This window comes from Kitasatospora sp. NPDC088861 (assembly GCF_044750105.1).
In the GTDB taxonomy this organism is placed as follows: domain Bacteria; phylum Actinomycetota; class Actinomycetes; order Streptomycetales; family Streptomycetaceae; genus Kitasatospora.
The window spans coordinates 375,824-401,924 of the sequence record NZ_JBIVJF010000001.1; the positions used below are offsets into that span (position 1 = coordinate 375,824).

General features: G+C 72.3%; 23 protein-coding genes and 1 tRNA gene. 18 read left to right on the plus strand and 6 right to left on the minus strand.

From position 1 onward, the window contains the following. The first annotated feature begins 34 nt into the window (after positions 1 to 34). The gene (locus ACIP37_RS01595; RefSeq protein WP_400843082.1) at positions 35 to 721 is read left to right on the plus strand and encodes an ArsR/SmtB family transcription factor; all 687 of its coding nucleotides are present in this window, start codon (positions 35 to 37) and stop codon (positions 719 to 721) included. Between the two features lie 171 nt (positions 722 to 892). Here the strand turns inward: ACIP37_RS01595 and ACIP37_RS01600 are convergent, their stop codons facing one another. Then, on the minus strand, positions 893 to 1,690 hold the full coding sequence (locus tag ACIP37_RS01600) for a VOC family protein (protein ID WP_363627837.1): 798 nt from the start codon (positions 1,688 to 1,690) through the stop codon (positions 893 to 895). Between the two features lie 140 nt (positions 1,691 to 1,830). Beyond that, positions 1,831 to 4,233, minus strand: coding sequence for a germacradienol/geosmin synthase (locus ACIP37_RS01605; RefSeq protein ID WP_400843086.1), 2,403 nt, complete (start codon positions 4,231 to 4,233; stop codon positions 1,831 to 1,833). 345 nt (positions 4,234 to 4,578) lie between these two features. Here ACIP37_RS01605 and ACIP37_RS01610 point away from each other — a divergent pair, with 345 nt between their 5' ends. Beyond that, complete coding sequence (locus ACIP37_RS01610; protein WP_350876398.1) at positions 4,579 to 5,214, plus strand: HhH-GPD-type base excision DNA repair protein; 636 nt, start codon at positions 4,579 to 4,581, stop codon at positions 5,212 to 5,214. 133 nt (positions 5,215 to 5,347) lie between these two features. Here ACIP37_RS01610 and ACIP37_RS01615 read toward each other — a convergent pair whose 3' ends face one another. Further along, a complete protein-coding gene (locus ACIP37_RS01615; protein WP_363579753.1) occupies positions 5,348 to 6,877 on the minus strand; it encodes an MFS transporter in 1,530 nt (509 codons plus the stop codon). 123 nt (positions 6,878 to 7,000) lie between these two features. Between ACIP37_RS01615 and ACIP37_RS01620 the strand changes: the two genes are divergently transcribed. Continuing rightward, a complete protein-coding gene (locus ACIP37_RS01620; RefSeq protein ID WP_363627901.1) occupies positions 7,001 to 7,966 on the plus strand; it encodes a YafY family protein in 966 nt (321 codons plus the stop codon). 542 nt (positions 7,967 to 8,508) lie between these two features. Here the strand turns inward: ACIP37_RS01620 and ACIP37_RS01625 are convergent. Beyond that, positions 8,509 to 9,027, minus strand: coding sequence for a YbhB/YbcL family Raf kinase inhibitor-like protein (locus tag ACIP37_RS01625; protein WP_363627839.1), 519 nt, complete (start codon positions 9,025 to 9,027; stop codon positions 8,509 to 8,511). A 264-nt stretch (positions 9,028 to 9,291) separates the two neighbouring features. Here ACIP37_RS01625 and ACIP37_RS01630 point away from each other — a divergent pair, with 264 nt between their 5' ends. Then, complete coding sequence (locus ACIP37_RS01630; protein WP_363579755.1) at positions 9,292 to 10,458, plus strand: hypothetical protein; 1,167 nt, start codon at positions 9,292 to 9,294, stop codon at positions 10,456 to 10,458. 31 nt (positions 10,459 to 10,489) lie between these two features. On the opposite strand, the gene ACIP37_RS01635 is transcribed toward ACIP37_RS01630, so the two are convergent. Beyond that, on the minus strand, positions 10,490 to 12,055 hold the full coding sequence (locus ACIP37_RS01635) for a helicase HerA-like domain-containing protein (protein WP_363619500.1): 1,566 nt from the start codon (positions 12,053 to 12,055) through the stop codon (positions 10,490 to 10,492). 202 nt (positions 12,056 to 12,257) lie between these two features. Here ACIP37_RS01635 and ACIP37_RS01640 point away from each other — a divergent pair, with 202 nt between their 5' ends. After that, entirely contained in the window at positions 12,258 to 12,554 is a 297-nt protein-coding gene (locus tag ACIP37_RS01640; protein WP_063348635.1) for a type II toxin-antitoxin system VapB family antitoxin, read from the plus strand. 253 nt (positions 12,555 to 12,807) lie between these two features. Beyond that, complete coding sequence (locus ACIP37_RS01645) at positions 12,808 to 13,488, plus strand: LytR C-terminal domain-containing protein (RefSeq protein ID WP_363579930.1); 681 nt, start codon at positions 12,808 to 12,810, stop codon at positions 13,486 to 13,488. 77 nt (positions 13,489 to 13,565) lie between these two features. Here ACIP37_RS01645 and upp read toward each other — a convergent pair whose 3' ends face one another. After that, positions 13,566 to 14,201, minus strand: coding sequence for a uracil phosphoribosyltransferase (gene upp / locus ACIP37_RS01650; RefSeq protein WP_350876411.1), 636 nt, complete (start codon positions 14,199 to 14,201; stop codon positions 13,566 to 13,568). Positions 14,202 to 14,365: 164 nt separating this feature from the next. Between upp and ACIP37_RS01655 the strand changes: the two genes are divergently transcribed. The 12 genes from ACIP37_RS01655 to ACIP37_RS01710 all read left to right on the plus strand — a co-directional run bounded on the left by ACIP37_RS01655 (position 14,366) and on the right by ACIP37_RS01710 (position 25,959). After that, positions 14,366 to 14,602 carry a hypothetical protein gene (locus ACIP37_RS01655; protein WP_063348632.1) on the plus strand — a complete coding sequence of 79 codons (237 nt, stop codon included), beginning with the start codon at positions 14,366 to 14,368 and terminating at the stop codon, positions 14,600 to 14,602. A gap of 303 nt (positions 14,603 to 14,905) precedes the next feature. Next, on the plus strand, positions 14,906 to 15,442 hold the full coding sequence (locus ACIP37_RS01660) for a tRNA adenosine deaminase-associated protein (protein ID WP_363579757.1): 537 nt from the start codon (positions 14,906 to 14,908) through the stop codon (positions 15,440 to 15,442). A gap of 51 nt (positions 15,443 to 15,493) precedes the next feature. Further along, the gene (tadA, locus tag ACIP37_RS01665; RefSeq protein ID WP_363627840.1) at positions 15,494 to 16,021 is read left to right on the plus strand and encodes a tRNA adenosine(34) deaminase TadA; all 528 of its coding nucleotides are present in this window, start codon (positions 15,494 to 15,496) and stop codon (positions 16,019 to 16,021) included. A gap of 93 nt (positions 16,022 to 16,114) precedes the next feature. Beyond that, positions 16,115 to 16,201: transfer RNA gene (locus tag ACIP37_RS01670), tRNA-Ser, on the plus strand. Positions 16,202 to 16,653: 452 nt separating this feature from the next. After that, the gene (locus ACIP37_RS01675; RefSeq protein ID WP_167745863.1) at positions 16,654 to 16,818 is read left to right on the plus strand and encodes a hypothetical protein; all 165 of its coding nucleotides are present in this window, start codon (positions 16,654 to 16,656) and stop codon (positions 16,816 to 16,818) included. 92 nt (positions 16,819 to 16,910) lie between these two features. Continuing rightward, positions 16,911 to 17,204, plus strand: a complete 294-nt coding sequence (locus tag ACIP37_RS01680; protein WP_063348630.1) for a Dabb family protein — start codon at positions 16,911 to 16,913, stop codon at positions 17,202 to 17,204. 338 nt (positions 17,205 to 17,542) lie between these two features. Then, complete coding sequence (locus ACIP37_RS01685) at positions 17,543 to 18,325, plus strand: RNA polymerase sigma factor SigF (RefSeq protein ID WP_244293642.1); 783 nt, start codon at positions 17,543 to 17,545, stop codon at positions 18,323 to 18,325. A 144-nt stretch (positions 18,326 to 18,469) separates the two neighbouring features. Next, positions 18,470 to 19,363: an RNA polymerase sigma factor SigF gene (locus ACIP37_RS01690; protein WP_363579759.1), complete on the plus strand. Its 894-nt coding sequence runs from the start codon at positions 18,470 to 18,472 to the stop codon at positions 19,361 to 19,363. 799 nt (positions 19,364 to 20,162) lie between these two features. Continuing rightward, positions 20,163 to 22,514, plus strand: coding sequence for a hypothetical protein (locus ACIP37_RS01695; RefSeq protein WP_363579760.1), 2,352 nt, complete (start codon positions 20,163 to 20,165; stop codon positions 22,512 to 22,514). A 114-nt stretch (positions 22,515 to 22,628) separates the two neighbouring features. Further along, the gene (gene pelF, locus ACIP37_RS01700) at positions 22,629 to 24,143 is read left to right on the plus strand and encodes a GT4 family glycosyltransferase PelF (protein WP_350876425.1); all 1,515 of its coding nucleotides are present in this window, start codon (positions 22,629 to 22,631) and stop codon (positions 24,141 to 24,143) included. Further along, on the plus strand, positions 24,140 to 24,445 hold the full coding sequence (locus ACIP37_RS01705) for a hypothetical protein (protein WP_400843091.1): 306 nt from the start codon (positions 24,140 to 24,142) through the stop codon (positions 24,443 to 24,445). Before pelF ends, ACIP37_RS01705 begins: the two co-directional genes overlap by 4 nt. Next, positions 24,442 to 25,959 (plus strand): hypothetical protein, encoded by a 1,518-nt coding sequence (locus tag ACIP37_RS01710; RefSeq protein WP_363579762.1) that lies wholly within the window; start codon positions 24,442 to 24,444, stop codon positions 25,957 to 25,959. Before ACIP37_RS01705 ends, ACIP37_RS01710 begins: the two co-directional genes overlap by 4 nt. Positions 25,960 to 26,101 lie beyond the last annotated feature (142 nt).

Here is a 26,101-nt window from a genome sequence, read left to right on the forward strand (position 1 = left end):
CCGCGCCGAACCGTGCCGGGGCGACCATGGAGGCATGTCGCTCGCCGCCTTCTCCGCCCTGCTCGCCGACCCCACCCGCGCCGCGTTCTGCACCGCACTGCTCGACGGCCGCGCCTGGACGGCCGGCGAGCTGGCCCGGCATGCGGGCGTCGCGCCGTCCACGGCCAGCGAGCACCTGTCGCGGCTGATCACCGGCGGGCTGCTGGCCGAGGAGCGGCAGGGGCGGCACCGGTACGTCCGGCTGGCCACCCCGGAGGTCGCCACCCTGATCGAGGACCTCACCGCCTTCGCCGACCAGGGCGACCGGCCCACCCCGCACGGCCTGCGCGAGGCCACCCGGCAGAGCGCCGAGGCCCGCGCCCGCACCTGCTACGACCACCTGGCCGGCCGCCTCGGCGTGGCCGTCGCGGACGCGCTGCTCGCCCGCGGCCTGCTCACCGACGACGCCGGGCTCGCCGTCACCGGGCGCGGCCGGGCCTGGCTGGCCGCGCAGGCGATCGAGCTGCCCGAGCGGGCGGGCCGCCGGGGCGGGCGGCCGGTGGTGCGCAGCTGCCTGGACTGGACGGAGCGCCGCAGCCATCTCGGCGGGGCGCTGGGCGCGGCGCTCTGCCGGACGGCGCTGGACCGGTCCTGGGTGGAGCGGATCGGCTCCGGCCGGGCCCTGCGGGTCACCCCGGACGGCGACCGCGCACTGCGCGAGCTGCTCGGCGTCGAGCTCTGAGCGATCGGGCCGCCGGGGCGGGCCTCGGCATCAGCCGGACCTCAGGACCGGACGCTCCTCGGCCCCGGACACCCCTCGGCCCCGGGCGACCTCAGCCGTTGACTTCGCCCCGTCCAGCGCGGCAGATCGCGGTGTCCGTCCAGCGGCTCGACGAGTTCCTCCCGCTCCCCCTCAGGCGTCCGCAACCTCGGGCGGCTCGCCCGAGGTCCGGCCGAGGTCGATGATCCCGAAGGCCGCGCCCTGCTGGTCGCCGACAGCGGCGAACCGGCCGAACGGGCTGTCCATCGGCCCGAAGTGCACCGTGCCGCCGCGCGCCCGCAGCCGTTCGAGCGCGGCGTCGGTGTCGTCGACCGCGAAGTACACGCTCACGTACGAGGGCGCCTCGGGCGGCAGGAAGTCGCCCTCCGCCCCCATCCGGCCCAGCACGGGGCGGCCGTCGACCTGGAACATCCGGTAGTCGAAGTCCTCGGCGTCCATCCGCTTCACGCCGAACGGGAAGACCGCGGGGAAGAACGCGTCCGCCTTCGCGGGCTCGCGGGTCACCACCTCGGCCCAGCTGTACGCGCCGGGCTCGCCCTGCTTCTCGAAGCCCTGGTGGCGGTCGCCCTGCCAGACGCCGAACACGACCCCGCCCGGGTCCCTGGCGATCACCATGGTGCCGAAGTCGCCGATCTGCATCGGCCCCATGACCACCTCGCCGCCGTTGGCGCGGATCCGCCCGGCGGTGGCGGCGGCGTCCGGCGAGGCGAGGTACAGGCACCAGGCGGACTGCGCCTGCGCGCCGGGCATCGACGGCACGATCGCGGCGACCGCCTTGCCGTCCGAGTACGCCTGCGTGTAGTTGCCGTACTCCGACGAGCTCTCGCCGAAGGTCCAGCCCAGGACGTCACCGTAGAACGCCTTCGCGCCCTCCGGATCGGTGAACATCGCGTCGACCCAACAGGGCGTGCCCTCAGGTGGCGCTGCCATCTCCTCCGCCCTCTCGCCTGGCGACGTGCGCCCGCGATCCGGAGCGCACCCGGCCCCCGTCCGGCCACCCTAGCCAGTACCGGGCGCACCCGCGCGGGATCGGCCCGCACGGGTGCGCCGTGGGCTGGTCCGCCCGCCGGTCAGCCCAGGGCCGCCACCCCGGCGGCCGGGGCCGCACCGGCTCGCGGCACGCGCAGCGAGGCCGTGCCCAGGCCGGTCGGGCCGACCGGGAAGGCGGCGGGCCCGGGCAGTTCCTTCACCGCCGCCCCCGCTTTGAGCTCCCGCTCCGCGCCGAAGTGCCGCAGCAGGTCCTCCTCGCGGTACCGGCGGCAGTCTCGGTGCCAGACCAGGATGCCCGCGAGCCAGTTCTCCAGCTCCTCCACGTACCCGTCCAGCAGCTCCCTCGCCTCCGGCTCCAGCGCGAAGTCGTCGTACAGGACGGGGAGTTCCTTCCCCGCGACGTGCTGGAACTGGTCCAGCCGGGAGTGCATCAGGTCGTCGACGATCCGGACCGCCGACGGGTAGTCGCAGTTGAAGAAGTTCTGCACCACCAGGACGGCGTTGTGCACCTCGCCCTCGTACTCGATCTCCTTCTGGTACGAGAACAGGTCGTTCATCATGCACGCGTAGTCCGCGGCCGAGTTCTCCAGCGAGCGCATCGAGCCGTGCTCGTACACCGCGGGCGGCACGACCTGGCCGTGGGCGAGCCGGCACAGGCTCATGGTGAGGTCGGAGCCGAAGGTGGCGCGGCGCATCTCCAGGTAGTCCACCGGGTCCGGGATCCGGTTCTGCACCTGGTTGTTGAGCTCCCAGATCCAGCTCGCGGTCATGTCCTCGACGGTCTGGCGGAACTTCCGCCGGGCGTCGGCCGTCATCGGGCCGGCGGTGCGCTCCCAGATGTCGGCGAGGCCGCGTTCCAGGGCGTTGGCGGGCTCGGGCGCGGGGCTGCCGTCCACCGGCATGAACAGCGGGAGCCGCTCGGTGGCGAGCTTGGCGCCGGCCAGGTCGCGGGTGCGGCCGAAGACCACCGGGTAGTAGTCGTCGGCCCAGGTGCCCCAGGCCAACCAGGCGGAGGAGACGTCGAGTTGGTCGGCGGTGGCGTCCGGGTGGATGCCGGCCGCGCAGAGCGGGAGGTCGTAGTCCCGCATGGACTCGGCGTCCCAGATGCCGGATCCGGGGATGCCGGGCTGCTCTTCCAGCAGGCCCATCCGCGCGGCCCACTCGATCACCCGGTCCCGCGCGCCGTCCAGGTGCGGGCTCAGCGTGGCCTCGAACGGCAGCTTGAACTCCGGCAGTTGGGACGGCCCGACGGCCTGGTACGGCACGTGGCCGTGCGACCGGGCCCGCCGAACGGCCGGTCCGACGCCGCCCGGGCCGCCCGAACCGGCCGGACCGGCCGCAGGTCCACCGCCGCCCATCGCCCCGCTGCGCAGGATGTCCAGCGCCGAGGTGCCCACCCCGCCGATCGCGAACGGGTCCCACCAGTTGCCGGTGCCGGGCAGCGCGCCGCCCGTCCCCGCCGCGACGCCGCCGCCCGAACCGGCCGCCGCACCACCGCCGTTCATGTACCGGCTGGAGCGCATGTGCCACTCGTGGCCGCCGGACTGCCAGTCCTGGAGGCCCTTGACGTACGCCAGCACCCGGGCGCGGCCCTCGGGAGCGAGCCCGGTCTCGGCGAACAGCACGGGCAGTTCGGTGAACACGGTGTTCTCGAACTGCTGGAGCCGCGAGGTGAGCAGGTCGTTGACCGCCTCGGCGGCTTCCTGGGTGGAGCACTCCAGGAACTTCTCCAGCACCAGGATGCCGTTGCTCAGCTCGCCCTCGTCCTCCACCTCCCGCTGGTAGGAGAAGATGTCGTTGCGCAGGTGCACGCCGTCCGAGAAGGCGTCCATCAGCACCCGCAGCGCGCGCGAGCCGGAGACCTCCTTCGGGACCTCGGCGCCGGCCGCGTACTCGACCAGTTGGGCGGACCAGGGCGCACCGCCCACCTTGCGGCGCATCTCGATGTACTCGACCGGGTTGGAGACCCGGCCGGCGTTGATGTTGGCGAGCTCCCAGAGCGACTCGTTGAGCAGGTTGCGGGTGCTCTCGGCGAAGCGGATCCGCCAGTCCTCGCCCATCACCGGCACGGTGCGCCGCCACAGGTCGGCCAGGCCCGCCTCGACCGGGTTCTCCGGCTCCGGCATCGGGGTGGCCGGGTCGGCCGGCATGAACAGCGGCAGCCGGTCGAGGTGCGCCTTGCCGGCCTCGCGGTCGTTGGTGCGCTTGAACATGTCGAGGAAGTGGTCGTCGAAGAAGAAGACCCACACGTACCAGTCGGTGACCAGCGAGAGCGCCTCGGCGGAGGCGTCGGGGTGGGTGTAGGCGCAGAGCAGACCGTAGTCGTGGGCGTCCAGGTCGGCCTGGTCCCAGATGCCGGAGCCCTCCAGCATGCCCATCTCCCGTGCCCAGACGGAGGAATGGGCCCGGGCCTCGTCCAGGTGGGGGTTGAGGCGTGCCGGGTGCGGCACGTAGAAGGACGGCAGTTCGAACGGCTGGGTCACGGCGGGCGAGCCTTTCTGGACGCGTCGATTGCACCAAGAATGACCCGCCGGCAGGTCGCCGCACCGGCGCAACAGAAACAGTCATACAAGATGACCTACCTCCCTCCAGCCCGCCCGCGCCGCCCGCCTCCTCGCCACCCGAAGCGGGCAAAAAGTATTCCGTCGGCTCTCCCGACCGCCGGAGCTGGTATCCCAGGCGGTCGCTCCGCCAACGAACAAGCCAGCTGCGCCAAGGCCCTGGAACTCCAAGACTTCCCCTGCTACGGGCGTGTTGACCGCCCCCGCCCCCGCCCCGTCCACCAGACTGGGCGCCGACCCGACGTCAACTCCGAGGAGGGCAAGCCCATGAACGTCACCGTCCGGCTCGCACAGCAGCCCGAGGCCGACGAACTGCTCGGACGGAGTGCGCTGGCCGCGCTCGTCGGCATGTTGCTCGACCAACAGGTGCCGATGGAATGGGCGTTCACCGGTCCGCTGACCATCGCCCAGCGGCTCGGACGGAACGACCTGGACGCCCGGGAGATCGCCGTGTACAACCCGGAGGAGTTCGTCGCCCTGCTGTCCGCGAAGCCCGCCGTGCACCGCTACCCGGCCGCGATGGCCAAACGGGTCCAGCAGCTCTGCCAGTTCCTGGTGGCGCAGTACGACGCCGACGCCGCCGCACTCTGGAAGGACACCCGCACCGGCAAGGAGCTGCTCAGCCGCCTCAACGCCCTGCCCGGTTTCGGCAAACAGAAGTCGCAGATCTTCCTGGCCCTGCTCGGCAAGCAGTACGGCGTGCGGCCGGAGGGCTGGCGCGAGGCGGCCGGCGTGTACGGCGAGGAGGGCGCGCACCGCTCGGTCGCCGACATCACCGGGCCCGAATCCCTCGACCTGGTCCGGGAGTTCAAGCAGGAGATGAAGCGCGCCGCGAAGGAGGCCAAGTCCGCGGCGAAGACCACGCCCCGGACGACGGCGGTGAGCACGGCCGGGGCGCGCTGAAAGCCGATCGCCCGGCCGGCCGGGAGCCGTTGCCGAGCCGCCGAGGAGTCCACCGCCGTACGGTCCACGGCCCTCCCAGGATGCGCCGAGGGCCCCGGTCGCACCGCGCGACCGGGGCCCTCACCAGTGCCCGTCAGGCCAGGACGGGCTCCCGCTCGTCCGTCGGATCCGCCGCACCCGCCGTCGCCTGCGCATCCCCCGCATCCCCCGCACCCACCGCATCCGCGTCGGCCTGCGCGACCGCCTTGCGCCGCGGCAGCGCGAACATCAGCAGGAACACCACCAGCAGCGCCCCCGCGACCCACCACATCGCGTGGACGAACGCCCCGCCGAACGCGGTGCCCATCGCCTCCGGCGCGACCACGTCGTCCATCGCCCCGAAGAAGGCCACCGACACCAGCGCGAGCCCCAGCGCGTTCCCCATCTGCTGGACGGTGTTGATCAGCCCCGACGCCGAACCGGCGTGCGCGCGCGGCACCTCCGCCAGGATCGCGTCGGTGATCGGCGCGACGATCAGGCCCATCCCCAGGCCCATCACCACCAGTGGCAGCGCCATCTGCCAGGGCGCGATCGCCGTCCCGTACCGGTCCGCCTCCCAGATGTACGTCAGCACACCCGCCGCCATCACCAGCGCGCCGGTCTGGAGCACCCGGCGCCCGAACCGGGGCACCAGCTTCTGCACGGACAGCCCGGCCGCGGCCGAGACGGCGAGCGAGAACGGGATGCCGGTGGAACCGGCCTTGAGCGGGCTCCAGCCGAGGCCCAGCTGCATGTACAGCGTCCAGACCAGGAAGAAGATCCCGCAGACCACCCCGAAGGCCAGTTGCACGCCGATACCGGCCGCGAAGCTCTTCACCCGGAACAGCGACAGCTCGACCAGCGGCGAGCCGTCCCGCCGCGTCTTGGCCTTCTCGTACGCCACGAACAGCGCGAACACCACCAGGCTGCCGGCCATCGACAGGTAGCCCCAGAGCGGCCAGCCGGCCTCCCGCCCGTGCGTCAGCGGGTAGATCAGCATCAGCAGGCCGACGCTCGCCAGCGCCACCCCGACCAGGTCCAGCTTGAGCGCCCGCTCGGCCTTCGACTCGTCGATGAAGCGGCGCCCGAGCAGCAGCCCGGCGATGCCGACCGGCAGGTTGATCAGGAAGATCGGGCGCCAGGCCAGGCCGAACAGGTCCCACTCGGTGAGCAGCGCGCCGATCAGCGGCCCGGAGACGGCGCCCAGCCCGACCACCGCTCCGAACATGCCGAACACCTTGCCGCGCTCCTCCGCCGGGAAGGTCGCGTGGATGATCGACAGCACCTGCGGCACCATCATGGCCGCCGTGCCGCCCTGGAGCACCCGCATCCCGACCAGCATCTCGGGGCCGGAGGCCAGGCCGCACAGCGCGGACGCCACGGTGAACCCGCCGATGCCGATCAGGAACAGCCGCTTGCGGCCGTAGATGTCGCCCAGCCGGCCGCCGGTGATCAGCCCGATCGCGAAGGCCAGCGCGTAACCGCCGGTGACCCACTGGATGGCGCTGAAGGAGGCGCCGGTGTCCTCCTGGATGCTGGGGATGGCGATGTTGACGATGGTGACGTCCACCAGGTCCATGAAGGAGGCGACCATCACGATCGCCAGCGCGATCCACCTCCGTCGGTCCGCGTCCGCGGTCTTCATTCGGTACTCCTCATTCGTCCTGCTCGTCCTGCTCGTCCTGCTCGCACTGCTCGTCGGCACGTCCACGAGGGTACGGGGCATATAGGTCAGATCCTGTCCCAGTTGTCCGGCATCCTGGACGGCATGACGGACACCCCCGCACGGCTGCTGAACCTGCTGTCCCTGCTGCAGACCCCGCGCGAGTGGCCCGGCAGCGAACTCGCCGAACGGCTCGGCGTCAGCCCCCGGACGATCCGGCGCGACATCGACCGGCTGCGCGACCTCGGCTACCCGGTGCAGGCCACCATGGGCGCGGTCGGCGGCTACCGGCTGGTCGCGGGGACGGCGATGCCGCCGCTGCTGCTGGACGACGAGGAGGCCGTCGCCATCGCGGTCGGACTGCGGGCGGCCGCCGGGCACGCGGTGGTCGGCATCGAGGAGGCCTCGGTCCGCGCCCTCGGCAAGCTGCTCCAGGTGCTGCCGGGCCGCCTGCGGCACCGGGTGGGCGCGCTCAACACCGCCACCGTGCCGCTGCTCACCGGCGACGGCCCGACCGTCGACCCGGACGACCTCACCGTGCTCGCCGGCGCCGTCACCAACCGGGAACGGCTGCGCTTCGCCTACCGGGCCGGCGACGGCGCCGAGACCAGGCGCAACGTCGAACCCGAGCGGCTGGTCTCGGCCGGCCGCCGCTGGTACCTGGTCGGCTACGACCTGGACCGGGACGACTGGCGGCTCTTCCGCGTCGACCGGCTCAGCGAACCCCGCGCCACCGGCGCCCACTTCACCCCGCGCCCGCTCCCGGCCGAGGACGCCGCCGCGTACGTGGCGGGCAAGCTGCGCCGCCAGTCACCGGCCCGCGCCGTGATCGCCACCGTGCACGCCCCGGCCGCGAACGTCCGACGGCACTTCGACCGGGGGGACTCCGAGATCGAGCCGATCGACGAGCACCGCTGTCGGCTGCGCTCCCGCACGGACTCCTTGGAGTGGACGGCGGTGCGGCTGCTGACGCTGGACTGCGAGTTCGACGTGCACGAGCCCCCGGAGCTGATCACCCACCTGCGCACCCTGGCCGCCCGCGCCGACCGGGCCACCCGCGCAGACGGTTAGGCCTCGATCCGGTACCAGACAGTCCCCCGCGCGGAACCACAGCGCGCCGTCCCGGCCGTGCGCCCGCACCCGGTCGAGCGCGCCGGGCACGCTCAGCTGCCGGCGCCGGGTCTGCTTCCACTCCTCGCCGATCAGCTGGTACCAGGTCAACTCGCCGCCACTGGACAAGAAGACGCCCTGACCGCCGTGGACCGCGAAGCCGACCGGCAGCCGGACCAGGCACGGCAGGGTGGTCGACCGCCGGTCGACCGCGTCGATCCAGCAGCACCCGGCCGCCCGGCAGCAGCCCGAGGTGGTCGGGCGAGCAGGAGACGCCGGACAGCGGCACCCGCCACTCCCCCTGCGGCGCGGCCACGACCACCTCGCCGTCGAACGGCAGCCGGACCGGCGGCCAGGATCCGGCCGGCGCCAGGTGCTGCTCCGGCACCACCAGGAGGGCCGGTTCCCCGGCCGGCCCGACCGTCCAGGCCACGGCCCTGCGACCGGCCGACCGGGCCTCCTCGGGCAGCCGCCGGACCTCGACCGGATCGTGGCCCCCGTGCTCAGACCCCGTACTCGGCGGTGAGCAGCGCCCGCCCCAGCGTGTGGAAGGTCAGGTGGAAGCCGATCTGGGCCGCCGGGGTGTCGGCGGAGACGTCCAGCTTCTCGACGTCCAGGGCGTGCACCGCGAACACGTACCGGTGCGGGGCGCCGGGCGGCGGGGCGGCGCCGTCGTACTGGTGGCCGGGGAAGTCGTTGCGGCCGTGGAAGGAGGCCGCGCCGGGCAGGTCGTCGTCCGAGGAGCCGGCGCCGCGCGGCAGTTCGACCGTGTCGGCGGGCAGGTTGAGGGCGAGCCAGTGCCACCAGCCGGAGCCGGTGGGCGCGTCCGGGTCGTAGCAGGTGACGGCGATGCTCCGGGTGCCCTCGGGCAGGCCCGACCAGGCCAGCTGCGGCGACCGGTTGCCTCCGGCGTGGCTGAACTCCCCGGCCAGTGTGCCGCCGTCGATGATGTCCTGGCTGGTCAGCGGGAAGGACGGCACCTGCGGCAGGAAGTCGTACGGCAGCGGCGGACGAACGCTCATGGGGTGGTCACCTCTCAACGGGCCGTGAACGGCCTCGGGCTGAAGGACGCTGAAGGACGCTGAAGGACACGGTCCGACGGGCACGCGCTGTCGGACACGGCCTGACGGACACGGCTCACTGTAGTGGGGGCCCGTCCGGTCCGGCCGCCCCGATCCGGCCGCCCCTCGTTCGGGCCCGGTCCGCTCGAATTGCCAGGTATAGACCAATCAGGCGCCTGCGGCTAGCGTGGACAGCGCACCCGCCCCCAGCTCCGGAGCCGCACCGTGGAGTCGTCCGTCCTCGCCTTCGCCACCGACCTGCTCGACGAGGGCGCCGACACCTTCTTCGGCAACCTCACCGACCGCGCCGGGGTCGGCGGCGTCACCCTCGCCTCGGTCTACCACGAGGCCCGGGACGTCTTCCCGCACAACCCCCGCCGGGTGATCCGCTACCTGGAGCCGGGCGCGGCCTACTTCCGCCCCGATCCGGCCCGCTGGCAGGGCCGTCGGCTGGCGCCCGTGCCCTCCACCGCGATCGGCGACCGCGACCCCTTCGCCGAGGCCGCCGCCGAGACCCGCCGCCGGGGGCTGAAGCTGCACGCCTGGACGGTGTTCTGCCACAACGACCGGCTCGGCTTCACCCACCCGGACTGCGCCCCGGCCAACGCCTTCGGCGACCGCCACCTCACCGAGCTCTGCCCGGCCCACCCGGAGGTCCGGGAGTACGCACGGACCCTGGTCACCGAGCTGGCCCGGTACGGCGTGGACGCGATCCGGGCCGAGTCCCTGCACTTCCACGGTCTGCGCCACGGCTACCACCACGAGCGCTACTTCGAGGAGCTGGGCGCGGGCGCCGAGGCGCTGCTCGGCATCTGCTTCTGCCCGCACTGCCGCGCCGCCGCCACCCGCGCGGGCGTCCCGGCGGAGGAGGTCGCGGAGGCCGTCCGCACCGAGCTGCGCCGCCGGCTGGCCGACGAGGCGGCCGCCGCCGAACCCGCGGACCTGAGCGCGCTCGCGGACGGCGCCCTGGCCGCCTACCTGGACGCCGCCACCACCACCGTCACCACGCTGGCCGCCGAACTGACCGAGGAGGCCCGGCGCCACGGCATGCGGCTGAGCTTCATGGACGGCGCCGGCCCGGGCAAGGGCTGGCTGTCCGGCATCGACCTGCCCGCGCTCGCCAAGGCGACCGACCAGATCGAGACGCTCGGCTACGCGAAGACCCCGGAGGCCGTCCGGGAGAAGATCGCCGCGTTCGCCCTGCACGGCGTCCGCCCCCAGGACATGGCGGTGATCCTGCGGCCGATGGCCTCGGACTGCGACGGTCCGGCGAACCTCGCCGCCAAGATCGCCACCCTGCGCGAACTGGGCGTCCCCGAGGTGGAGTTCTACAACTACGGCCTGATGCGGCTGTCCTCGCTCGACCGGATCGGCGCCGCCCTGGCCGGCTAGGCGCCCACCCCCACCGTGCGGGGCCCGGCCGCTACCGCCGCCGCTTGGACGTCCCGAACAGGCTGCGCGAGATCTCCTGCCCGAGCTGCTTCCCGGCCGAACGCGCCAGGGACTTCACCGTCGGGTTGCTGAGCAGCGAATCGAGCAGCCCGCCCGCCCCCTTCGGCTCCTCCCGCCGCGGGGCGGGCTCCCGCTCCTTCGGCGCCCTGGCCGGTGCGGCGGCCTCCGGCCTGGGTGCCCGCGCCGCCCGCGCCGCCAGCTTCTCGTACGCCGACTCCCGGTCGATCGCGTCCCGGTAGCGCGCCGTCAGCGGCGAGGCGTCGACGACGGCCCGCAGCGCGCCCGCCTCGATCGGCCCCATCAGGGACTGCGGCGCCCGCAGCCGGGTGGCCGCGACCGGCGTCGGCGCGCCCTTCTCGGAGAGCACGGTCACCACGGCCTCGCCGGTGCCGAGCGAGGTGAGCACCGCGCCGAGGTCGTAGGAGGAGCGCGGGAAGGTCGAGACGGTGGCCTTGAGCGCCTTGGCGTCGTCCGGGGTGAAGGCGCGCAGCGCGTGCTGCACCCGGTTGCCCAGCTGCGCGAGCACGTCGGAGGGGACGTCGCGCGGGGATTGGGTGACGAAGAAGATGCCCACGGCCTTCGAGCGGATCAGCCGGACGGTCTGGGTGATGGCCTCCAGGAAGGCCTTGGAGGCGCCCTTGAACAGCAGGTGCGCCTCGTCGAAGAAGAACACCAGCTTGGGCTTGTCCAGGTCGCCGATCTCGGGCAGTTCCTGGTAGAGGTCGGCGAGCAGCCACATCAGGAAGGTGGAGAACAGCCGCGGCCGGTCCTGGACGGCGGGCAGTTCCAGCACCGAGACGACGCCCCGGCCGTCCGGGGCGGTCCGCAGCAGTTCGGCGGTGTCGAACTCGGGCTCGCCGAAGAACGCCCCGGCGCCCTCGTTCTCCAGCACGGTGAGCGCGCGCAGGATCACCCCGGCGGTGGCCGACGAGAGGCCGCCGATGGTCCTCAGCTCCTCCTTGCCCTCGGGTGAGGCGAGGAAGGCGATGACGGCGGTGAGGTCCTTGAGGTCGTACAGCTCCAGGCCCTTGGTGTCGGCGTAGTGGAACACCAGGCTGAGCGAGGACTCCTGGGTCTCGTTCAGGTCGAGCACCTTGGCGAGCAGCAGCGGTCCGAAGCTGGTGACGGTGGCGCGGATCGGGATCCCGGCGCCCTGCCCGCCGAGCGAGTAGAACTCGACCGGGCAGCCCTGCGGGGTCCACTGCTGCCCGACCTCGGCCGCGCGGGCGGCGGTGCGCTCGCTCGGCGCGCCGGGCGCGGCGACGCCGGAGACGTCCCCCTTGACGTCGGCGAGGAACACCGGCACGCCCTGGGCGGAGAGCTGTTCGGCGATCAGCTGGAGGGTCTTGGTCTTGCCGGTGCCGGTGGCGCCGGCGACCAGCCCGTGCCGGTTGAGCACCCCGAGCGGGATGCGCACCTGGGCGTCCGGGTAGGCGGTGCCGTCCAGCAGCACCGCGCCGAGGTCGAGGGCGGGCCCGGTGAAGGCGTACCCGTCGGCGATCTCCCGGACGGCCGGCGGGGTGGGGGCGGAGGACATCGGGGCACTCTCCTGGGCGGTGCGGGGAGGCGGGGCGGGCCCGGAACCCGGTCCCGGGCGGGCCGTGTCCCGATCGGAACCGGGCGATGTTCGCGACATTTCCCATCAAACAGCCGCAATCGCCCTCCCGCAGCTCACACCCGAGTGCGTGGCGGCGTCGCGGCGGCTGCGCCATCCGCCGCCCAAACGGTAGGCTTTCCGTGTGATCTTCAAGCGCATCGGCAATGGGCGGCCGTACCCGGATCACGGCCGGACGAGCACCCGCCAGTGGGCTGACGTCGCCCCACGCCCGGTGCGGCTCGACCAGCTGGTGACCACCAAGGGGCAACTCGACCTCGAAACCCTGCTCGCCGAGGACTCGACCTTCTACGGGGACCTCTTCGCGCACGTGGTGAAGTGGCGCGGCGACCTGTACCTGGAGGACGGACTGCACCGGGCGGTGCGGGCCGCACTGCAGCAGCGCCAGGTACTGCACGCCCGGGTCCTCGAAATGGAATGACGGACCCTCTGCACGGGCTCCTGGACCGCCCCCTCGCCATCCGGCGGAGGGCGGTCCGCGCGTACCCGGGTACCTCCTTTCGGGTACCGGCGTACTCCAGATGATGATCATTTAGTACCTTCGCAGCCTGACGGCACTACGCTGCTGACTACGGCCGCGACCAGGGGATCCGCCCGCACCACGGGATCCACCCGCACCAGCCGATCCGTCATCCCGACCCCGCCCTGGCACGAGGGGGAGACAAACCGTGAGCATGTTGACTCCCCAAGGCCTCAAGGGGAAGCAGTACCGCGTCACCGGCAACGCCTATCCACGACTCGGCCGGCCCCCGAGGAAGAGCCGCAAGGTGATCTCCGGGCTCGCGAGCCTGCTCGCCCTGGCCCTGATCGGCCTCGGCGGCGTCCAGCTCTACGACATCTTCAGCGGGAAGAACAAGAACTCCTCCGCCCAGGCCTGCGTGACCCCGTCGGGCAAGCCGCTGGCCGCCCCCTCCCCGGGCGCCACGCCCGGTGCGCCCACCGCCTCCGGCGCCCCCGCTGCCCCGGGCGACCCGCACGCGATCCCGCAGCCGGCCGGCGTCACGGTGAACGTCTACAACGCCACCACCAAGGGCGGCCTGGCCGGCCGGACCGCCGAGGAGCTCAAGAAGCGCGGCTTCACCATCGGCAAGGTCGGCAACGCCCCGGCCGAACTGGACAAGAAGGTGCCCGGCACCGCCCAGGTGATCGCCGGCCCGGCCGGCGCCGGCGCCGCCACCCTGCTCGGCTCGCAGATCGCCGGGGCCACCACCACCGCCGACGCCCGCACCGACGGCACCGTGGACTTCGTGGTCGGCGACAGCTACAACGCCCTGCTGGACGAGACCCAGGCGGCCGCCGCCCTCGCCCTCGCGACCAAGCCGTCCCCCACCCCGACCGCCACCGGCAGCTGCTGAGGCCGGTCGTGCCGCGCGACAACAGGAGAGCCCCCCGGCACCGCGCCGGGGGGCTCTCGTCCGTTCGGGGGATTCGCTCAGCCGGCGGTGCCGTACAGGCGGTCGCCCGCGTCGCCGAGGCCGGGCACGATGTAGCCGTTCTCGTTGAGCCGCTCGTCCAGGGCGGCGGTGACGACGGTGACCGGCAGGCCGGCCAGCTCGCGCTTCATCACCTCGACGCCCTCGGGGGCGGCCAGCAGCACCACGGCGGTGACGTCGGTGGCGCCGCGCTCGATCAGCATCTTGATCGCCGCGACGAGGGTGCCGCCGGTGGCCAGCATCGGGTCGAGCACGTAGACCTGGCGGCCGGAGAGGTCGTCCGGCATCCGGGTGGCGTAGGTGGAGGCCTCCAGGGTCTCCTCGTTGCGCACCATGCCGAGGAAGCCGACCTCGGCGGTCGGCAGCAGTCGGGTCATCCCGTCCAGCATGCCGAGACCGGCGCGCAGGATCGGCACGACCAGGGGGCGGGGGTAGCTGAGGCGGGTGCCGAGCGTGACCGCCACGGGGGTGGTGATCTCCACCTCGTCGGTGCGGACGTCCCGGGTGGCCTCATAGGCGAGGAGGGTCACCAGCTCGTCGGTCAGGCGACGGAAGGTCGGCGAGTCGGTGCGCTCGTCGCGCAGGGTGGAGAGCTTGTGGGCCACCAGGGGGTGGTCGACGACGTGGAGACGCATGTATCGAGGTTAGCCCGGGTCTGCACGCCTGTACGACTCGCCGCGTGCCGACCGCCCCGTCGCCGGGGTGCACCCGGCCGTGCCGCGCCGTGGCGCCCCGCGAATGTCCGGACGGAAGCGCCTCCTGTGGTATCAACCGGGCTGATCTGGGAATGTCACGTCTTATGACGAGCAACCCGAACGCCGGGGACGGCTCGGCGGACGAGCCCGCAGGCCGGTCGGGCAATCGCCCCGGCCCGCCACAGGACCCCCCGGAGACCGAGGCGGACCGCCGCAGGCGGCGGGCCGTCTTCCTGCGCGAGCTCACCGAGGCCCGCGAACTCCGGGAGCGGGTCCAGCCCCGGCGGACCAAGGAACGGCGGATGCGCGAAGCCATGCGGATGCGAACCTTCCGGATCTGACGAGCATCCGAAGCGGTTCCGGCGCGGCGCCCTCCGCAGCTCCCCCCGCGGCTCCGCCGACCGGCCGGTCCGGATCCGACGGGCCCCGGGCGGTGGCGCCGGCGCCACACCGGCCGCCGGCCGGACCTTCCGACACGACCTGCAAAGACGCGCTGCCGAACACCCCCCGCAAGGGCGGGCTTTCTGTCACGATTCCGATGGGACGGTCCGAACGAGCGGACCGCCTCTGGCGCGGGGGCGGCCAGATTTTCGCGTTGCCCGAGCGCGCCGACAGCCGAGACCGAGATCTTGGGAGTGTCCCTGGTGGCGTACTTCGCTGCAGTGCTTGCTCGCACCGAGGACGGGTGGGATGTGAGCGAGACGGAGCTCGACGACGTCGAAACCCTCGCCGACCTGACCGAACTGGCCCGCGACTCCACGCAGGACGACGACAGCGTCCTGATCTTCATCGAACAGGAGGACGCCTGGTTCGCCATCGTCCGGGTGGACGGCGAGGAGGACCCGCGGATCTTCGTGTCCGACGGCGCCGCCGCCGCCCGCAGCTCCTACGGCTCCGTCCTCACCGACGAGCTGGTCGACCAGGCCGGTGAGAGCGAGTTCGGCGACCTGGACCACCTGGTCGTCGAGCTGGAGGAGGACGAGGAGACGCAGGAGCAGGACGAGGACGCCCGCAGCGGCGTCCCGGTCGGCCCGCTCGGCGACGCCCACCTGCTCACCGAGTTCGGCCTGGCCGCCGAGGAGCTGCTCGCCCTCAGCGGCGAGGGCGCCGTCCCGGGCGACGCCCTGGAGGAGATCGCCGAGGCCCTCGGCTGCGGCGAGGTCCTGGAGGCGGTCCGGTAGCGGGCGGTGACCAGGCCGGTGCCCACCGCCGGATACCCGACACTGGATGCCATGCAGTCCGCATCCGCCCCGCAGGCCGTCCCCCGCATCGCCCCGCTGCCCGCCCCCGTCCGCCCCGACCCGGTCCGTGACCGCTGGGCGGCGCCGATGCGCCTCGCCATCGCCGAGGCCGCCCTGGCGCCGGCCACCGGCGACGTCCCGGTCGGGGCGCTCGTCCTGGGCCCGGGCGGCGAGGTGGTCGGGCGCGGCCACAACGAGCGCGAGGCGGTCGGCGACCCGACCGCGCACGCCGAGGTGGTCGCGATCCGGCAGGCGGCCGAACGGATCGGGGAGTGGCGGCTCAGCGGCTGCACCCTGGTCGTCACCCTGGAGCCCTGCACGATGTGCGCCGGCGCCATCGTGCTGTCCCGGATCGACCGGGTGGTCTACGGCGCCCTCGACGAGAAGGCCGGCGCGGCCGGCTCGCTCTTCGACGTGATGCGCGACCGCCGGCTCAACCACCGCCCCGAGGTGGTCTGGGGCGTCCTCGCCGACGAGTGCGGCGAGCAGCTGCGCGAGTTCTTCGAGTCCCACCGCTGACGTCCGGCGCCGACTTCCGCCGCCGGCTCCCCCGTCGGCCGCCCGGCCATACGGATTTCGTGACCGCGCCACCCGTCCGGTAGAGTTCCCCTCGGTAGCGTGTCCGAGCGGCCAAAGGAGCACGCCTCGAAAGCGTGTGTGGGGGCAACTCCACCGTGGGTTCGAATCCCACCGCTACCGCTGTAGAGCCCGAGGGCCCGTCCGATCCGGACGGGCCCTCGGCGTTTCCGCGCACCCTCGAACGCGAAAAGGGCTCCGTACTCCGGGCTGATGACCACCAACGCCCGGAGAGTACGGAGCCTGGAAAGGGGGAGCGGCTCGGGGGGACGACCGCTCCCCCGGCGGAGTCCCACAACCGGCGCCGCGTCGGGGGGAAGCCGCGGCGCCCGGTCCCACAGCGGGGAACTCCGGATCCACGCACCGGGGATTCCTGCCAGATCCTCGGCACGTCTCCCATCCTGCCGCCCGGGACGTTTCCGGGCATCCGGAGAAAGGCCCCACTCACGGGGACCTTCGTCCCGCCGGGCGAACGCGTCGCACACTTGATAGCCCGTCCGATGGATAAGCTGCTTCCGCAGGGCCGCTCGGGGACCCGGATGGCGGCGGCCCACAGCAGGAGAGGACGACACCCGATGGCGCAGGCGAAGAAGATCGGCATGGCCCTCCTGCTCATCTTCGTCCTCTACTCGATCATCAGCTCGCCGGCCCGCTCCGCCCAGCTCGTCCAACTGGGCTTCGAGGGCATCTCGAACGCGGCCAAGGCGGTCGGCACCTTCATGACCGGGCTGATCAAGTGAGCCGTCCGGTCGCGTAGGGCCCGTCGTCCCGCCCCGGCGCACCGGCTACGGTGTGCGGGACCCTCTGTCCCCGTCCGCGAGGAGCGGCAATCGTGATCCGGCATCTGGTCCTGTTCAAGCTCAACGAAGGCGTCCGCAAGGACGACGAGCGCGCGCTCGCCGGCGCCAAGGCGTTCGCCGAGCTGGGTTCGCTGATCCCCGAGCTGCGCGAGTGGGAGTGCGGCTGGAACACCACCGAGCGGGACATCGCCCACGACTACGCGATCAACAGCCTGGTCGAGGACCGCGACGCCCTGCACGCGTACCTGACCCACCCGGCCCATCAGGCCGCGGCCGGTCAGTGGCGCGAATTCGCCACCTGGGTGATCGCCGACATCGAGGTCTGACACCCGAGGCACCCGGGTCCGTCCCTCGGACGGCCCGCCGCGCCCCGTCCGGCCACCGGACGGGGCGCCTTGCTCCACCCCGGAACGATCCGTGCGGCGCCTGGGCGGGAAGCCCGGTGAAGCCCCGACCCCGCACCAACACACCTCCGCCGGGTGCTTGCCCGACCTGCGCCCGCCTTGTGATGCTATGACCGGTTTTGCCGGACATGGCGAGGTGGTGAAGCAGCCGCGACACCCGATCCGCAGGGCCCTTCGTTATCGACTGAGGGAGGGGTGACGTGTCCGACGAGGTACTGGCGTCGATCATCAGCCCGGCCGGCGAGCTCCGCCCGGACGGTCTGCGCGGCCCCGGCGGCCGCCCCGCGGTGGACGTCCGGACGCTGACCCGGGTGCTGTTCGAACGGCTCGCGGAGCTGCCCCCGGGCACCCCAGAGCGGGAGCGGGTCCGGGCCGCCCTGATCGAGGTGAACATCCCCCTGGTCCGCTACGCGGCCACCCGCTTCCGCAGCCGCAGCGAGCCGATGGAGGACGTCGTCCAGGTCGGCACCATCGGCCTGATCAACGCGATCGACCGCTTCGACCCCACCCGCGGCGTCCAGTTCCCCACCTACGCACTGCCGACCATCCTCGGCGAGATCAAGCGCTACTTCCGGGACAACGTCCGCACCATGCACGTCCCGCGCCGGCTCCAGGAGCTGTGGGTCCAGGTCAGCGGCGCGATGGAGGAGCTGACGGTGCTGCACGGCCGGGCCCCCAAGGTGCCGGAGATCGCCGCCAGCCTGCGGATCCCCGAGGAGGACGTCCGGGCCTGCCTGGACGCCGGGCGGGCCTACAACGCGGCCTCGCTGGAAGCGGCGCAGGAGCACGAGGGCGGGCTCGCCCTGCTGGACCGGCTCGGCTACGAGGACTCCGCGCTGGCCGAGGTCGAGCACCGGGACATGGTCCGCCACCTGCTGGTCCAGCTGCCCGAGCGGGAGCGGCGGATCGTGATGCTGCGGTTCTTCGCCAACCTGACCCAGTCGCAGATCAGCACCGAGCTGGGGATGTCCCAGATGCACGTCTCGCGGCTGCTCTCCCGCATCCTGACGAGGCTTCGGACCGGCAACTCCTGGGAAGACTGAGATTGCAGCGCGTTACCCTCGCGTGACATCTTGCGACGTTCGGGTTTGCCGTGGACCGTGTTCCGGTATGGAGGGGGAGGGCCCCCGCCGGGAACCTCCGTGCGACGGCCCCCGTTCAACTGTCAGTCACAAGGGGGTGGGCGCATGTCCGGAGAGCTGGGCACTGCGGAGATCCACGCTGGTCAGGCCAACGGTACGGCTGTCGCCGAGGACCGGATCCCGCTCCAGCGGGTCCCGGCCGCCGCGCCGCCCGGGCCCGAGGCGCCGCCCGGCTCCGGGCTGGACACCCGGACGCTGTCGCGCTCGCTGTTCCTGCGGCTGGCCGCCCTGGAACCGGGCAGCGCGGAGCACACGTACGTCCGCGACACCCTGATCGAGCTCAACCTGCCGCTGGTCCGGTACGCCTCGGCGCGCTTCCGCAGCCGCAACGAGCCGATGGAGGACATCGTCCAGGTCGGCACCATCGGCCTGATCAAGGCGATCGACCGGTTCGACCCCGAGCGCGGGGTGGAGTTCCCCACCTTCGCGATGCCCACCGTGGTGGGCGAGATCAAGCGCTTCTTCCGGGACACCAGCTGGTCGGTCCGGGTGCCCCGGCGGCTCCAGGAGCTGCGACTGGCGCTCACCAAGGTCGGTGACGACCTGTCCCAGCGGCTGGACCGCTCCCCCACCGTCGCCGAGCTGGCCACCTGCCTGGGGGTCAGCGAGGAGGACGTGGTCGAGGGCCTCGCGGTGGGCAACGCGTACACCGCCAGCTCGCTCGACTCCAGCCCCAGCGAGGAGGACGGCGACGGACCGCTGGCCGAGCGGCTCGGCTACGAGGACCTCGCGCTGGAAGGCGTCGAGTACCGGGAGTCGCTGAAGCCGCTGCTGGCCAAGCTGCCGCCGCGCGAGCGCCGGATCATCATGCTGCGGTTCTTCGGCAACCTCACCCAGTCGCAGATCGGCGAGGAGATCGGCATCTCCCAGATGCACGTCTCCCGGCTGCTCACCAGGACGCTGACCCAGCTCCGTGAGGGCCTGATCAGCGAGGGCTGACAAGCCCAGGGAAGCCCTCCGTCGCCGTCCTGGCAGGCTGCGCGTCAGCCTGCCAGGACGGCGTCGTCCATCGCCCGGGCCGGCCACTGCGGTGGCGCGTTCGACGGGCGCGCTCGACGGTGCGCAGGTAGTCGGCGAGGACAGTTCCGCGGTCGGCGCCGACGGCGTGCGCGCAGCGGGCCGAACTCGTCGGTAATGACATGGTTCAGGCCATCACTGCACAGGGCCGCGGCGCCCGCCCGCCGACCGTCCAATAGCCGTCGGGATCACGGTCGTTGAGCGCACCGCGCAGTCCGGGACTGCGCCCGACCAGCGCCGTTCGACCGGTTCCGGCGCCGCTTTCCGCCCGGCCCCGATTGCACCGGACTCGGTCCGCCGATCGGCCGCACGAGCACCTCCATTGCATATTCGGACTGTCACATGGCACAGCGGTGCCCGATATTGCATGAACCTGCCCAAGGCGTCGGCAAGATGTGCAAGAGTGTCATGCGCGACGACGACAGTGTAGGTGTCCGGTGGTCCGCCCAAGCCGCACGGGCGGTAACCAGGTGTAGCTCTCAGCTTCCGCTTTTTCATTCTCAATTCATTATTTGCATGGCCGGTCCGGTTCCGGTCACAATCGGCGCCTTCATGGCTTCGCCATGAACGTTGGTAACAGGTTCGCTGCACTCTCGCCCAATTGGTCCCTCGCAGAGGCCCCCCTCGACCAGGATGGGCGCCGGGCAGCCTGCTGCCCGCGAACAGCTACAGGGCAGGCGAGCGCTGAGCAGCGAGGCGCCTACCCAAGGGGAGGATCACCATGGGTCGAGCGACCCGAAGAGTTGCCGCGTGCGCGGCGGCAGTTCTGCTGGCCAGCGGCCTGCAGACCACCCTGGCCCACGGCGACACGCCGCCCAGGATCGACCTCACCATCCTGGTCATCGACGACGGAGGCCCGTCGGTCGCGGCGATCACCGCCGAACTCAAGAACCAGGGCACCCCGTACAAGGTCGTCAACCTCAACGACACCAACCGTCCCATCATCAACTCCGCTTTCCTCAGCGACACGGTGAACGGCCAGCCCCGCGGGAAGTACCAGGGCATCGTCCTTCCCAACGAAAACCCCTTCCCCAACAGTGCGGCCGAGATGACGGCCATCGCGGGCTACGAAGCCGCATTCGGAATCCGGCAGATCGACGCGTACACGTTCGCCAGTCCTGCGGTGGGGCTGAACTACGCGGTGAATCCCGGTTACTACGGCACGCTGGACGGATTCCAGGGCGCCACCACCACGGCCGGCACTTCGGGCCCGTTCGGGTACCTGAAGGGCAGCGTTCCGTTCGAGGACAACGACCCGACCGTCAGCGAGAGTTACGGTTACCTGGCCACGCCACTGGCCAACCTGCCGGCCGGCGCCTCGTTCGTCCCGCTGGTCGACGCCGCGATCCCGAGCACCACCTCGCGCGGTTCGCTGGTCGGCGAGTACACCCACGACGGCCGCAAGGAACTGGTCGTCACGTTCGTCTACAACCAGTACCAGCAGCAGTACCGCCTGCTGGCCCGCGGCATGGTCGACTGGATCACCCAGGGCGTCCACCTCGGCTACGACCGCAACTACTTCGCGGCCCACGTGGACGACGTCTTCCTGGCCGACGACCGCTGGGACACCGTGCTCAAGTGCACCCCCGGCGACGTCACCTGCCCGCCCGGCACCCCGGACACGGCCAGCCCGATCCGGATGACGCCGGACGACGCCCAGCACCTCAAGCAGTGGCAGACCGCCAACAACTTCACCCTGGACATGGTGTTCAACGGCGGCGGCAGCGAGGACTGGAAGGCCGACCACCAGACCACGGTGGACCCCACGGCCAACCAGATGATCGCCGACCAGAACAGCTACCGCTGGGTCAACCACACCTACACCCACCCGTACCTGGGCTGCGTCCAGGACGTCACCGTGGTGCCGTGGCGCTGCACCAAGGACTCCTCGGGCAAGACCGTCTGGACCGACCAGAACACCATCTCGGGCCAGATCAAGGACAACTTCGACTGGGCCGCCAAGAACGGCCTGAAGGTCGACCCGCAGGCCCTGGTCACCGGCGAGCACTCCGGTCTGCTGACCGCCCCGCAGGAGACCAGCGACAACCCGAACCTGGCGCCGGCGCTGGCCGCCAACGGCATCAAGTTCACCGGCAGCGACGCCTCCCGCGAGCCCGCCCAGCGGACCGTCGGCTCGTCCACGCTGACCGTGCCGCGCTACCCGATGAACGTCTTCTACAACGCCGGCACGGCGAAGGAGGAGGCCGACGAGTACAACTGGATCTACACCAGCAAGGCCAACGGCGGCAGCGGCGTCTGTGAGAACAACGCCAACTCCACCTGCCTGACGCAGCCGCTGGACGCCAACACCGGATTCCAGTCGTACATCGTGCCGCTGGAGGCCCGGATCGACCTCGGGCACGTGCTGAGCAACGACCCGCGGCCACACTTCATCCACCAGTCGAACCTGTCCGAGGACCGGATCCTCTACCCGGTGCTGGAGAAGATCCTCGGCACCTACCGGTCGCTGCACGCCGACAACACCCCGATCGTGAACCTCGGCGAGCGCGAGATCGGCCTGGAGTTCCAGCGCCGCGCCGCCTGGAACTCGGCCATCTCGGCCGGCCAGGTCACCGGCTACCGGGTCGGCAACACCATCACGGTCAACGCTCCGGCCGGTGTTCAGGTCCAGGCCACCATGCCGACCGGAACTTCTCAGAAGCTGGTCATCGGATCGACCGCCTTCGGTTCGTCCTACGCCGGTACGCTCTCCGGTTGGGTGTCCCCGGGCACCCTGCAGAGCAGCGTCTCCCTGCAGCTCCCCTCGGCCGGCACCCCGGCCGCCCCGGCCGCCGTCGCCCCCGGCGTCGCGGCCAAGTCCGTCCCGGCCCCGGCCCCGGCGGACAAGAAGGTCGTCCCGCAGGGCGTCGCCACTCCCGTCCCGGTGGGCCCGAGCGACACCGGTCGTACCAGCGCCCCGACCCTGGTCCCCGGTAGCGGAACCCCGGTGCCCGGCAAGGGCGTCGCCACCGACGGCAGCGGCGGCACCGCCGCTGCCGCCAAGAGCGGTAAGGCCACCGGGGGGGCGGCCTCGCTCGGCACCAGTACCACCGGACGCTCCGGCAACCGGTAGCCCGCAGCACCCGATGGCGGGGCCAGGCCGGTCGCCCGGTCCGGCCCTGCCTCGGGTCCCGTTCCGGCCACCCAGACCGGACACCGAAGCAAGGAACAGGAGGGGGGACAGGAGATGCGCGTCACCCTGCTCACCGAGGGGACGTATCCGCACCAGCACGGCGGTGTGAGTGTCTGGTGCGACCAGCTCGTTCAAGGCATGCCGGACGTCGACTTCGACGTCATCGCCGTCACTGGTACCGGCCAGGAACCGCTGGCCTGGGAACTGCCCGCCAACGTGCGGTCGGTCACGACCGCACCGCTGTGGGGCCCGGCCTCCGAGGCCGGACCGCCCCGCGGCAAGGAGATGCGGCGCTTCCTCAACGCGTACGAGCGCTTCCTCCACTCCATCCTCGATCCGGTCTACACCACCCACTTCGGCACCGAGCTGTACGGCTTCGCCGACCTCGCCCGGCGCGGGCTGCTCAGCCCGGCGCTGCGCAGCGAGCGCGCCCTGCGCACCCTCCAGCACGTCTGGACCCGTGACTACCTGCCCACCGCCGTCTCCCGGCCCACCATGCACGACGCCCTGAACGCCACCGACCTGCTGGAGCACGCCCTGCGGCCGCTCTCGGTCGAACCGCCCACCGGCGGCGTCGCGCACGCCGCCAGCGGCGGGCTGGCCACCCTGCCGGGGCTGATCGCCGCCCAGCAGTACGGCGTACCGTTTCTGCTCACCGAGCACGGCATCTACCTGCGCGAGCGCTACCTCGGCTACCGCACCGGCCCGTATCGCTGGCCGGTCAAGGCGCTGCTGCTCGGCTTCTACCGGATGCTGGCCGAGGAGAGCTACCGGCAGGCCGCGCTGGTCACCCCCGGCAACCGGTACAACCGGCGCTGGGAGGAGCGCGGCGGCACGCCGTCCGCCCACATCCGCACCGTCTACAACGGCGTGGACCCGGCGGCCTTCCCGCCCGCCGGGCCCGAACCCGAGACGCCGACCCTCAGCTGGGCCGGCCGGGTCGACCCGATCAAGGACCTGGAGACGCTGATCCGGGCCTTCGCCATCGTCCACCGTGAGATCCCCGAGGCGCGGCTGCGGCTCTTCGGCGGAACCCCCAAGGGCGGCGAGGCCTACCGGGACGGCTGCATAGCCCTGGCCGCCGAACTCGGCATCGCCGACTCGGTGGCCTTCGAGGGCCGCGTCGCCGACATCACCGACGCGTACGCGGCGGGCAACGTGGTCATGCTCTCCAGCATCAGCGAGGGCTTCCCGTTCACCCTGATCGAGGCGATGTCCTGCGGCCGCGCGACCGTCTCGACCGACGTCGGCGGCGTCCGCGAAGCCGTCGGCGACACCGGACTCGTCGTCCCTCCCCGCGAACCCGAACCGATGGCGGCCGCCGCGATCGAGCTGCTGCGCGACGCCGAACGGCGCGCCCGCCTGGGCGAACAGGCCCGGCTGCGGGTCATCGAACAGTTCACGCTCCGCCAGAACATCGACGGCTTCCGGGGCATCTACACCGAACTCCTCGGCACCGCCCGCTGGATGCCGGACGGCGTGGTGGCCGTCACCGACCAGACCCCCACCACCGACTGGGACCAGCAGCTCGCCGCCGCCCAGCCCCAGCACAGCGAGGTGGGCGCGTGAACGAGCGGAGCGAGAGAACCATCGAGAGGTGCGTGTACCGCGAAGTGGCCGCCGAGCACAGCGGGGGGCGCGTGAACGAGCGGAGCGAGAGAACCAGCGACAGGCGCGTGTACCGCGAAGCGGCCGCCGAGCACAGCGGGGGGCGCGTGAACGAGCGGAGCGAGAGAACCAGCGACAGGCGCGTGTACCGCGAAGCGGCCGCCGAGCGCAGCGGGGGGCGCGTGAACGAGCGGAGCGAGAGAACCATCGACAGGTGCGTGTACCGCGAAGCGGCCGCCGAGCGCAGCGAGGTGGCAGCATGAGTGGCCCCCTGCGGCTCGTGGAGGACGAGGGCGGCTCCGAGCGGACGATGCAGCTGCGCACCCTGCCGCTCAAGCGTCGCCGCCCCGCCCTGCCGGCCCAGCCCGAGCCCGAGGAGCAGCTCGACCTCTCCGCGGACCCGCTGGACGAGCTCGCCGAGCGGCTGCACGACATCTGCGCCGATGCCGTCCACCCGTACGAGATCGCCGCGTTCCTGGAGTCCGACGGCCTTTCCGACGAGCAGGCCGCCCTGTTGTACGGCCGCCCCGACTCGTTCACCCTCGCCGAGGAGCTGTTCGAGAAGGTCGAGCGCCGCTATCCCGGCCCGAGCTCCGAGTTCGCCAACCCGTGGCGGGCCGACCCCTGGCGCTGCGTCGTGCGCGGCCTGGTGTTCGCCCTGCCCGGGCTCGGCTACCTGCTCGGCGCCAACCTGTTCGCGGCCACCCGGATGCGGTTCGGCCTGCCCTCCGGCATGCTCGCGCTGTCCGTCGCGACGCTGGTCAGCTGGGGCTTCAACCAGGCGCTGGCACACCGCTCGTACCGCTGGCTCGGCCGGCTGCGGCGCCGCGAGGCCGCGATCTGCCTGGCCCTCGGGGCGCCGCTGGGCGCACTGGTCGCGTCCACCGCGGCGTACGTGGTCGGCGGGCCGCTGGGCGCGCTCTTCTTCGCCGCCGGGCAGTCGCTGTACCTGGGCGCGGCCACCGTCCTGCTGGTGCTGGGGCGGGAGAAGTTCCTGCTGCTGGCCCTGGTTCCGGCCTCGGTGGGCGCGGGCGTGGTGCTGGCCGCGGACGTCCCGCAGGTCGTGCGGACGGTCGTGCTGCTCGTCTCGCTGGTGCTGGCGGTCGGCCTGGCCGCCCGGGAGCTGCTGTTCTGCATCCGCGGCGGCGAGAAGGAGTCCGTCGAGCTGAAGCTGCCGATCCGCCAGGAGGTCCCGCACCTGCTGTTCGGCCTGGCCTGCGGCACCCTCACGCTGATCGCCGGCCTCGGCGAGACCATCCACCAGGCCGTGCAGACCGGCGCCGCGCACGGCGCGAAGGCCACCCCGACCGGACCGGCCATGATCGCGCTGACGCTCAGTCTCGGCCTCGCCGAGTGGCTGCTCTTCCGCTACCGGGCGATGGCCGTGGCCGCGCTGCGCACCAGTCACACCAGCGGACAGTTCACCCGCCGCACCGGCGGGATCCTGCTCGGCTGCCTGTTCATCTACCTCACCACCGTGGCCGCGCTGGACGCCGCCACGACCGTGCTGTGGCCCGGCGCCCCCGCGCTCGGCGTGCCGCAGCTCGGCGCGATGCTGCTCCTCGGCGGCTCGCTCTGGCTGGCGCTGCTGCTGAACGCCTTCGGGTTCAGCTGGAGCACCGCCCTCATCTGTCTGGCCGCCGCGGGTGCCGAGAGCGCCGGGCTGCTGACCGGTGCGGATCCGATCGTCCTGCAGCTGATCGGCTGCGGGGCGGCCGCCTTGCTCCTCACCGCCATCGCCGGGCCTGCGCTCGGCCGCACCACCCAGCACCGCTGAACACCGAAATCACGCACGCCCAATTCGCGTGCACCGCTGGACCCGCTCCACCTGAACACGCTCCACAACGCGCTTCACCGCAACACGCTTCACCCGCACACGCTTCACGGCACAGCTGAACCACCACCGGCCGGTCGCCACC

Excerpts from the sequence above, each read along its gene's own strand:
- tadA (WP_363627840.1), top strand. The coding sequence starts at position 15,494 with ATGCAGTCCGCATCCGCCCCGCAGGCCGTCCCCCGCATCGCCCCGCTG.
- ACIP37_RS01615 (WP_363579753.1), bottom strand. The coding sequence starts at position 6,877 with ATGAAGACCGCGGACGCGGACCGACGGAGGTGGATCGCGCTGGCGATC.
- pelF (WP_350876425.1), top strand. The coding sequence starts at position 22,629 with ATGCGCGTCACCCTGCTCACCGAGGGGACGTATCCGCACCAGCACGGC.
- ACIP37_RS01600 (WP_363627837.1), bottom strand. The coding sequence starts at position 1,690 with ATGGCAGCGCCACCTGAGGGCACGCCCTGTTGGGTCGACGCGATGTTC.
- ACIP37_RS01610 (WP_350876398.1), top strand. The coding sequence starts at position 4,579 with ATGAACGTCACCGTCCGGCTCGCACAGCAGCCCGAGGCCGACGAACTG.
- ACIP37_RS01655 (WP_063348632.1), top strand. The coding sequence starts at position 14,366 with ATGACGAGCAACCCGAACGCCGGGGACGGCTCGGCGGACGAGCCCGCA.
- upp (WP_350876411.1), bottom strand. The coding sequence starts at position 14,201 with ATGCGTCTCCACGTCGTCGACCACCCCCTGGTGGCCCACAAGCTCTCC.
- ACIP37_RS01695 (WP_363579760.1), top strand. The coding sequence starts at position 20,163 with ATGGGTCGAGCGACCCGAAGAGTTGCCGCGTGCGCGGCGGCAGTTCTG.
- ACIP37_RS01645 (WP_363579930.1), top strand. The coding sequence starts at position 12,808 with ATGTTGACTCCCCAAGGCCTCAAGGGGAAGCAGTACCGCGTCACCGGC.
- ACIP37_RS01625 (WP_363627839.1), bottom strand. The coding sequence starts at position 9,027 with ATGAGCGTTCGTCCGCCGCTGCCGTACGACTTCCTGCCGCAGGTGCCG.
- ACIP37_RS01675 (WP_167745863.1), top strand. The coding sequence starts at position 16,654 with ATGGCGCAGGCGAAGAAGATCGGCATGGCCCTCCTGCTCATCTTCGTC.
- ACIP37_RS01710 (WP_363579762.1), top strand. The coding sequence starts at position 24,442 with ATGAGTGGCCCCCTGCGGCTCGTGGAGGACGAGGGCGGCTCCGAGCGG.
- ACIP37_RS01635 (WP_363619500.1), bottom strand. The coding sequence starts at position 12,055 with ATGTCCTCCGCCCCCACCCCGCCGGCCGTCCGGGAGATCGCCGACGGG.
- ACIP37_RS01690 (WP_363579759.1), top strand. The coding sequence starts at position 18,470 with ATGTCCGGAGAGCTGGGCACTGCGGAGATCCACGCTGGTCAGGCCAAC.
- ACIP37_RS01595 (WP_400843082.1), top strand. The coding sequence starts at position 35 with ATGTCGCTCGCCGCCTTCTCCGCCCTGCTCGCCGACCCCACCCGCGCC.
- ACIP37_RS01620 (WP_363627901.1), top strand. The coding sequence starts at position 7,001 with ATGACGGACACCCCCGCACGGCTGCTGAACCTGCTGTCCCTGCTGCAG.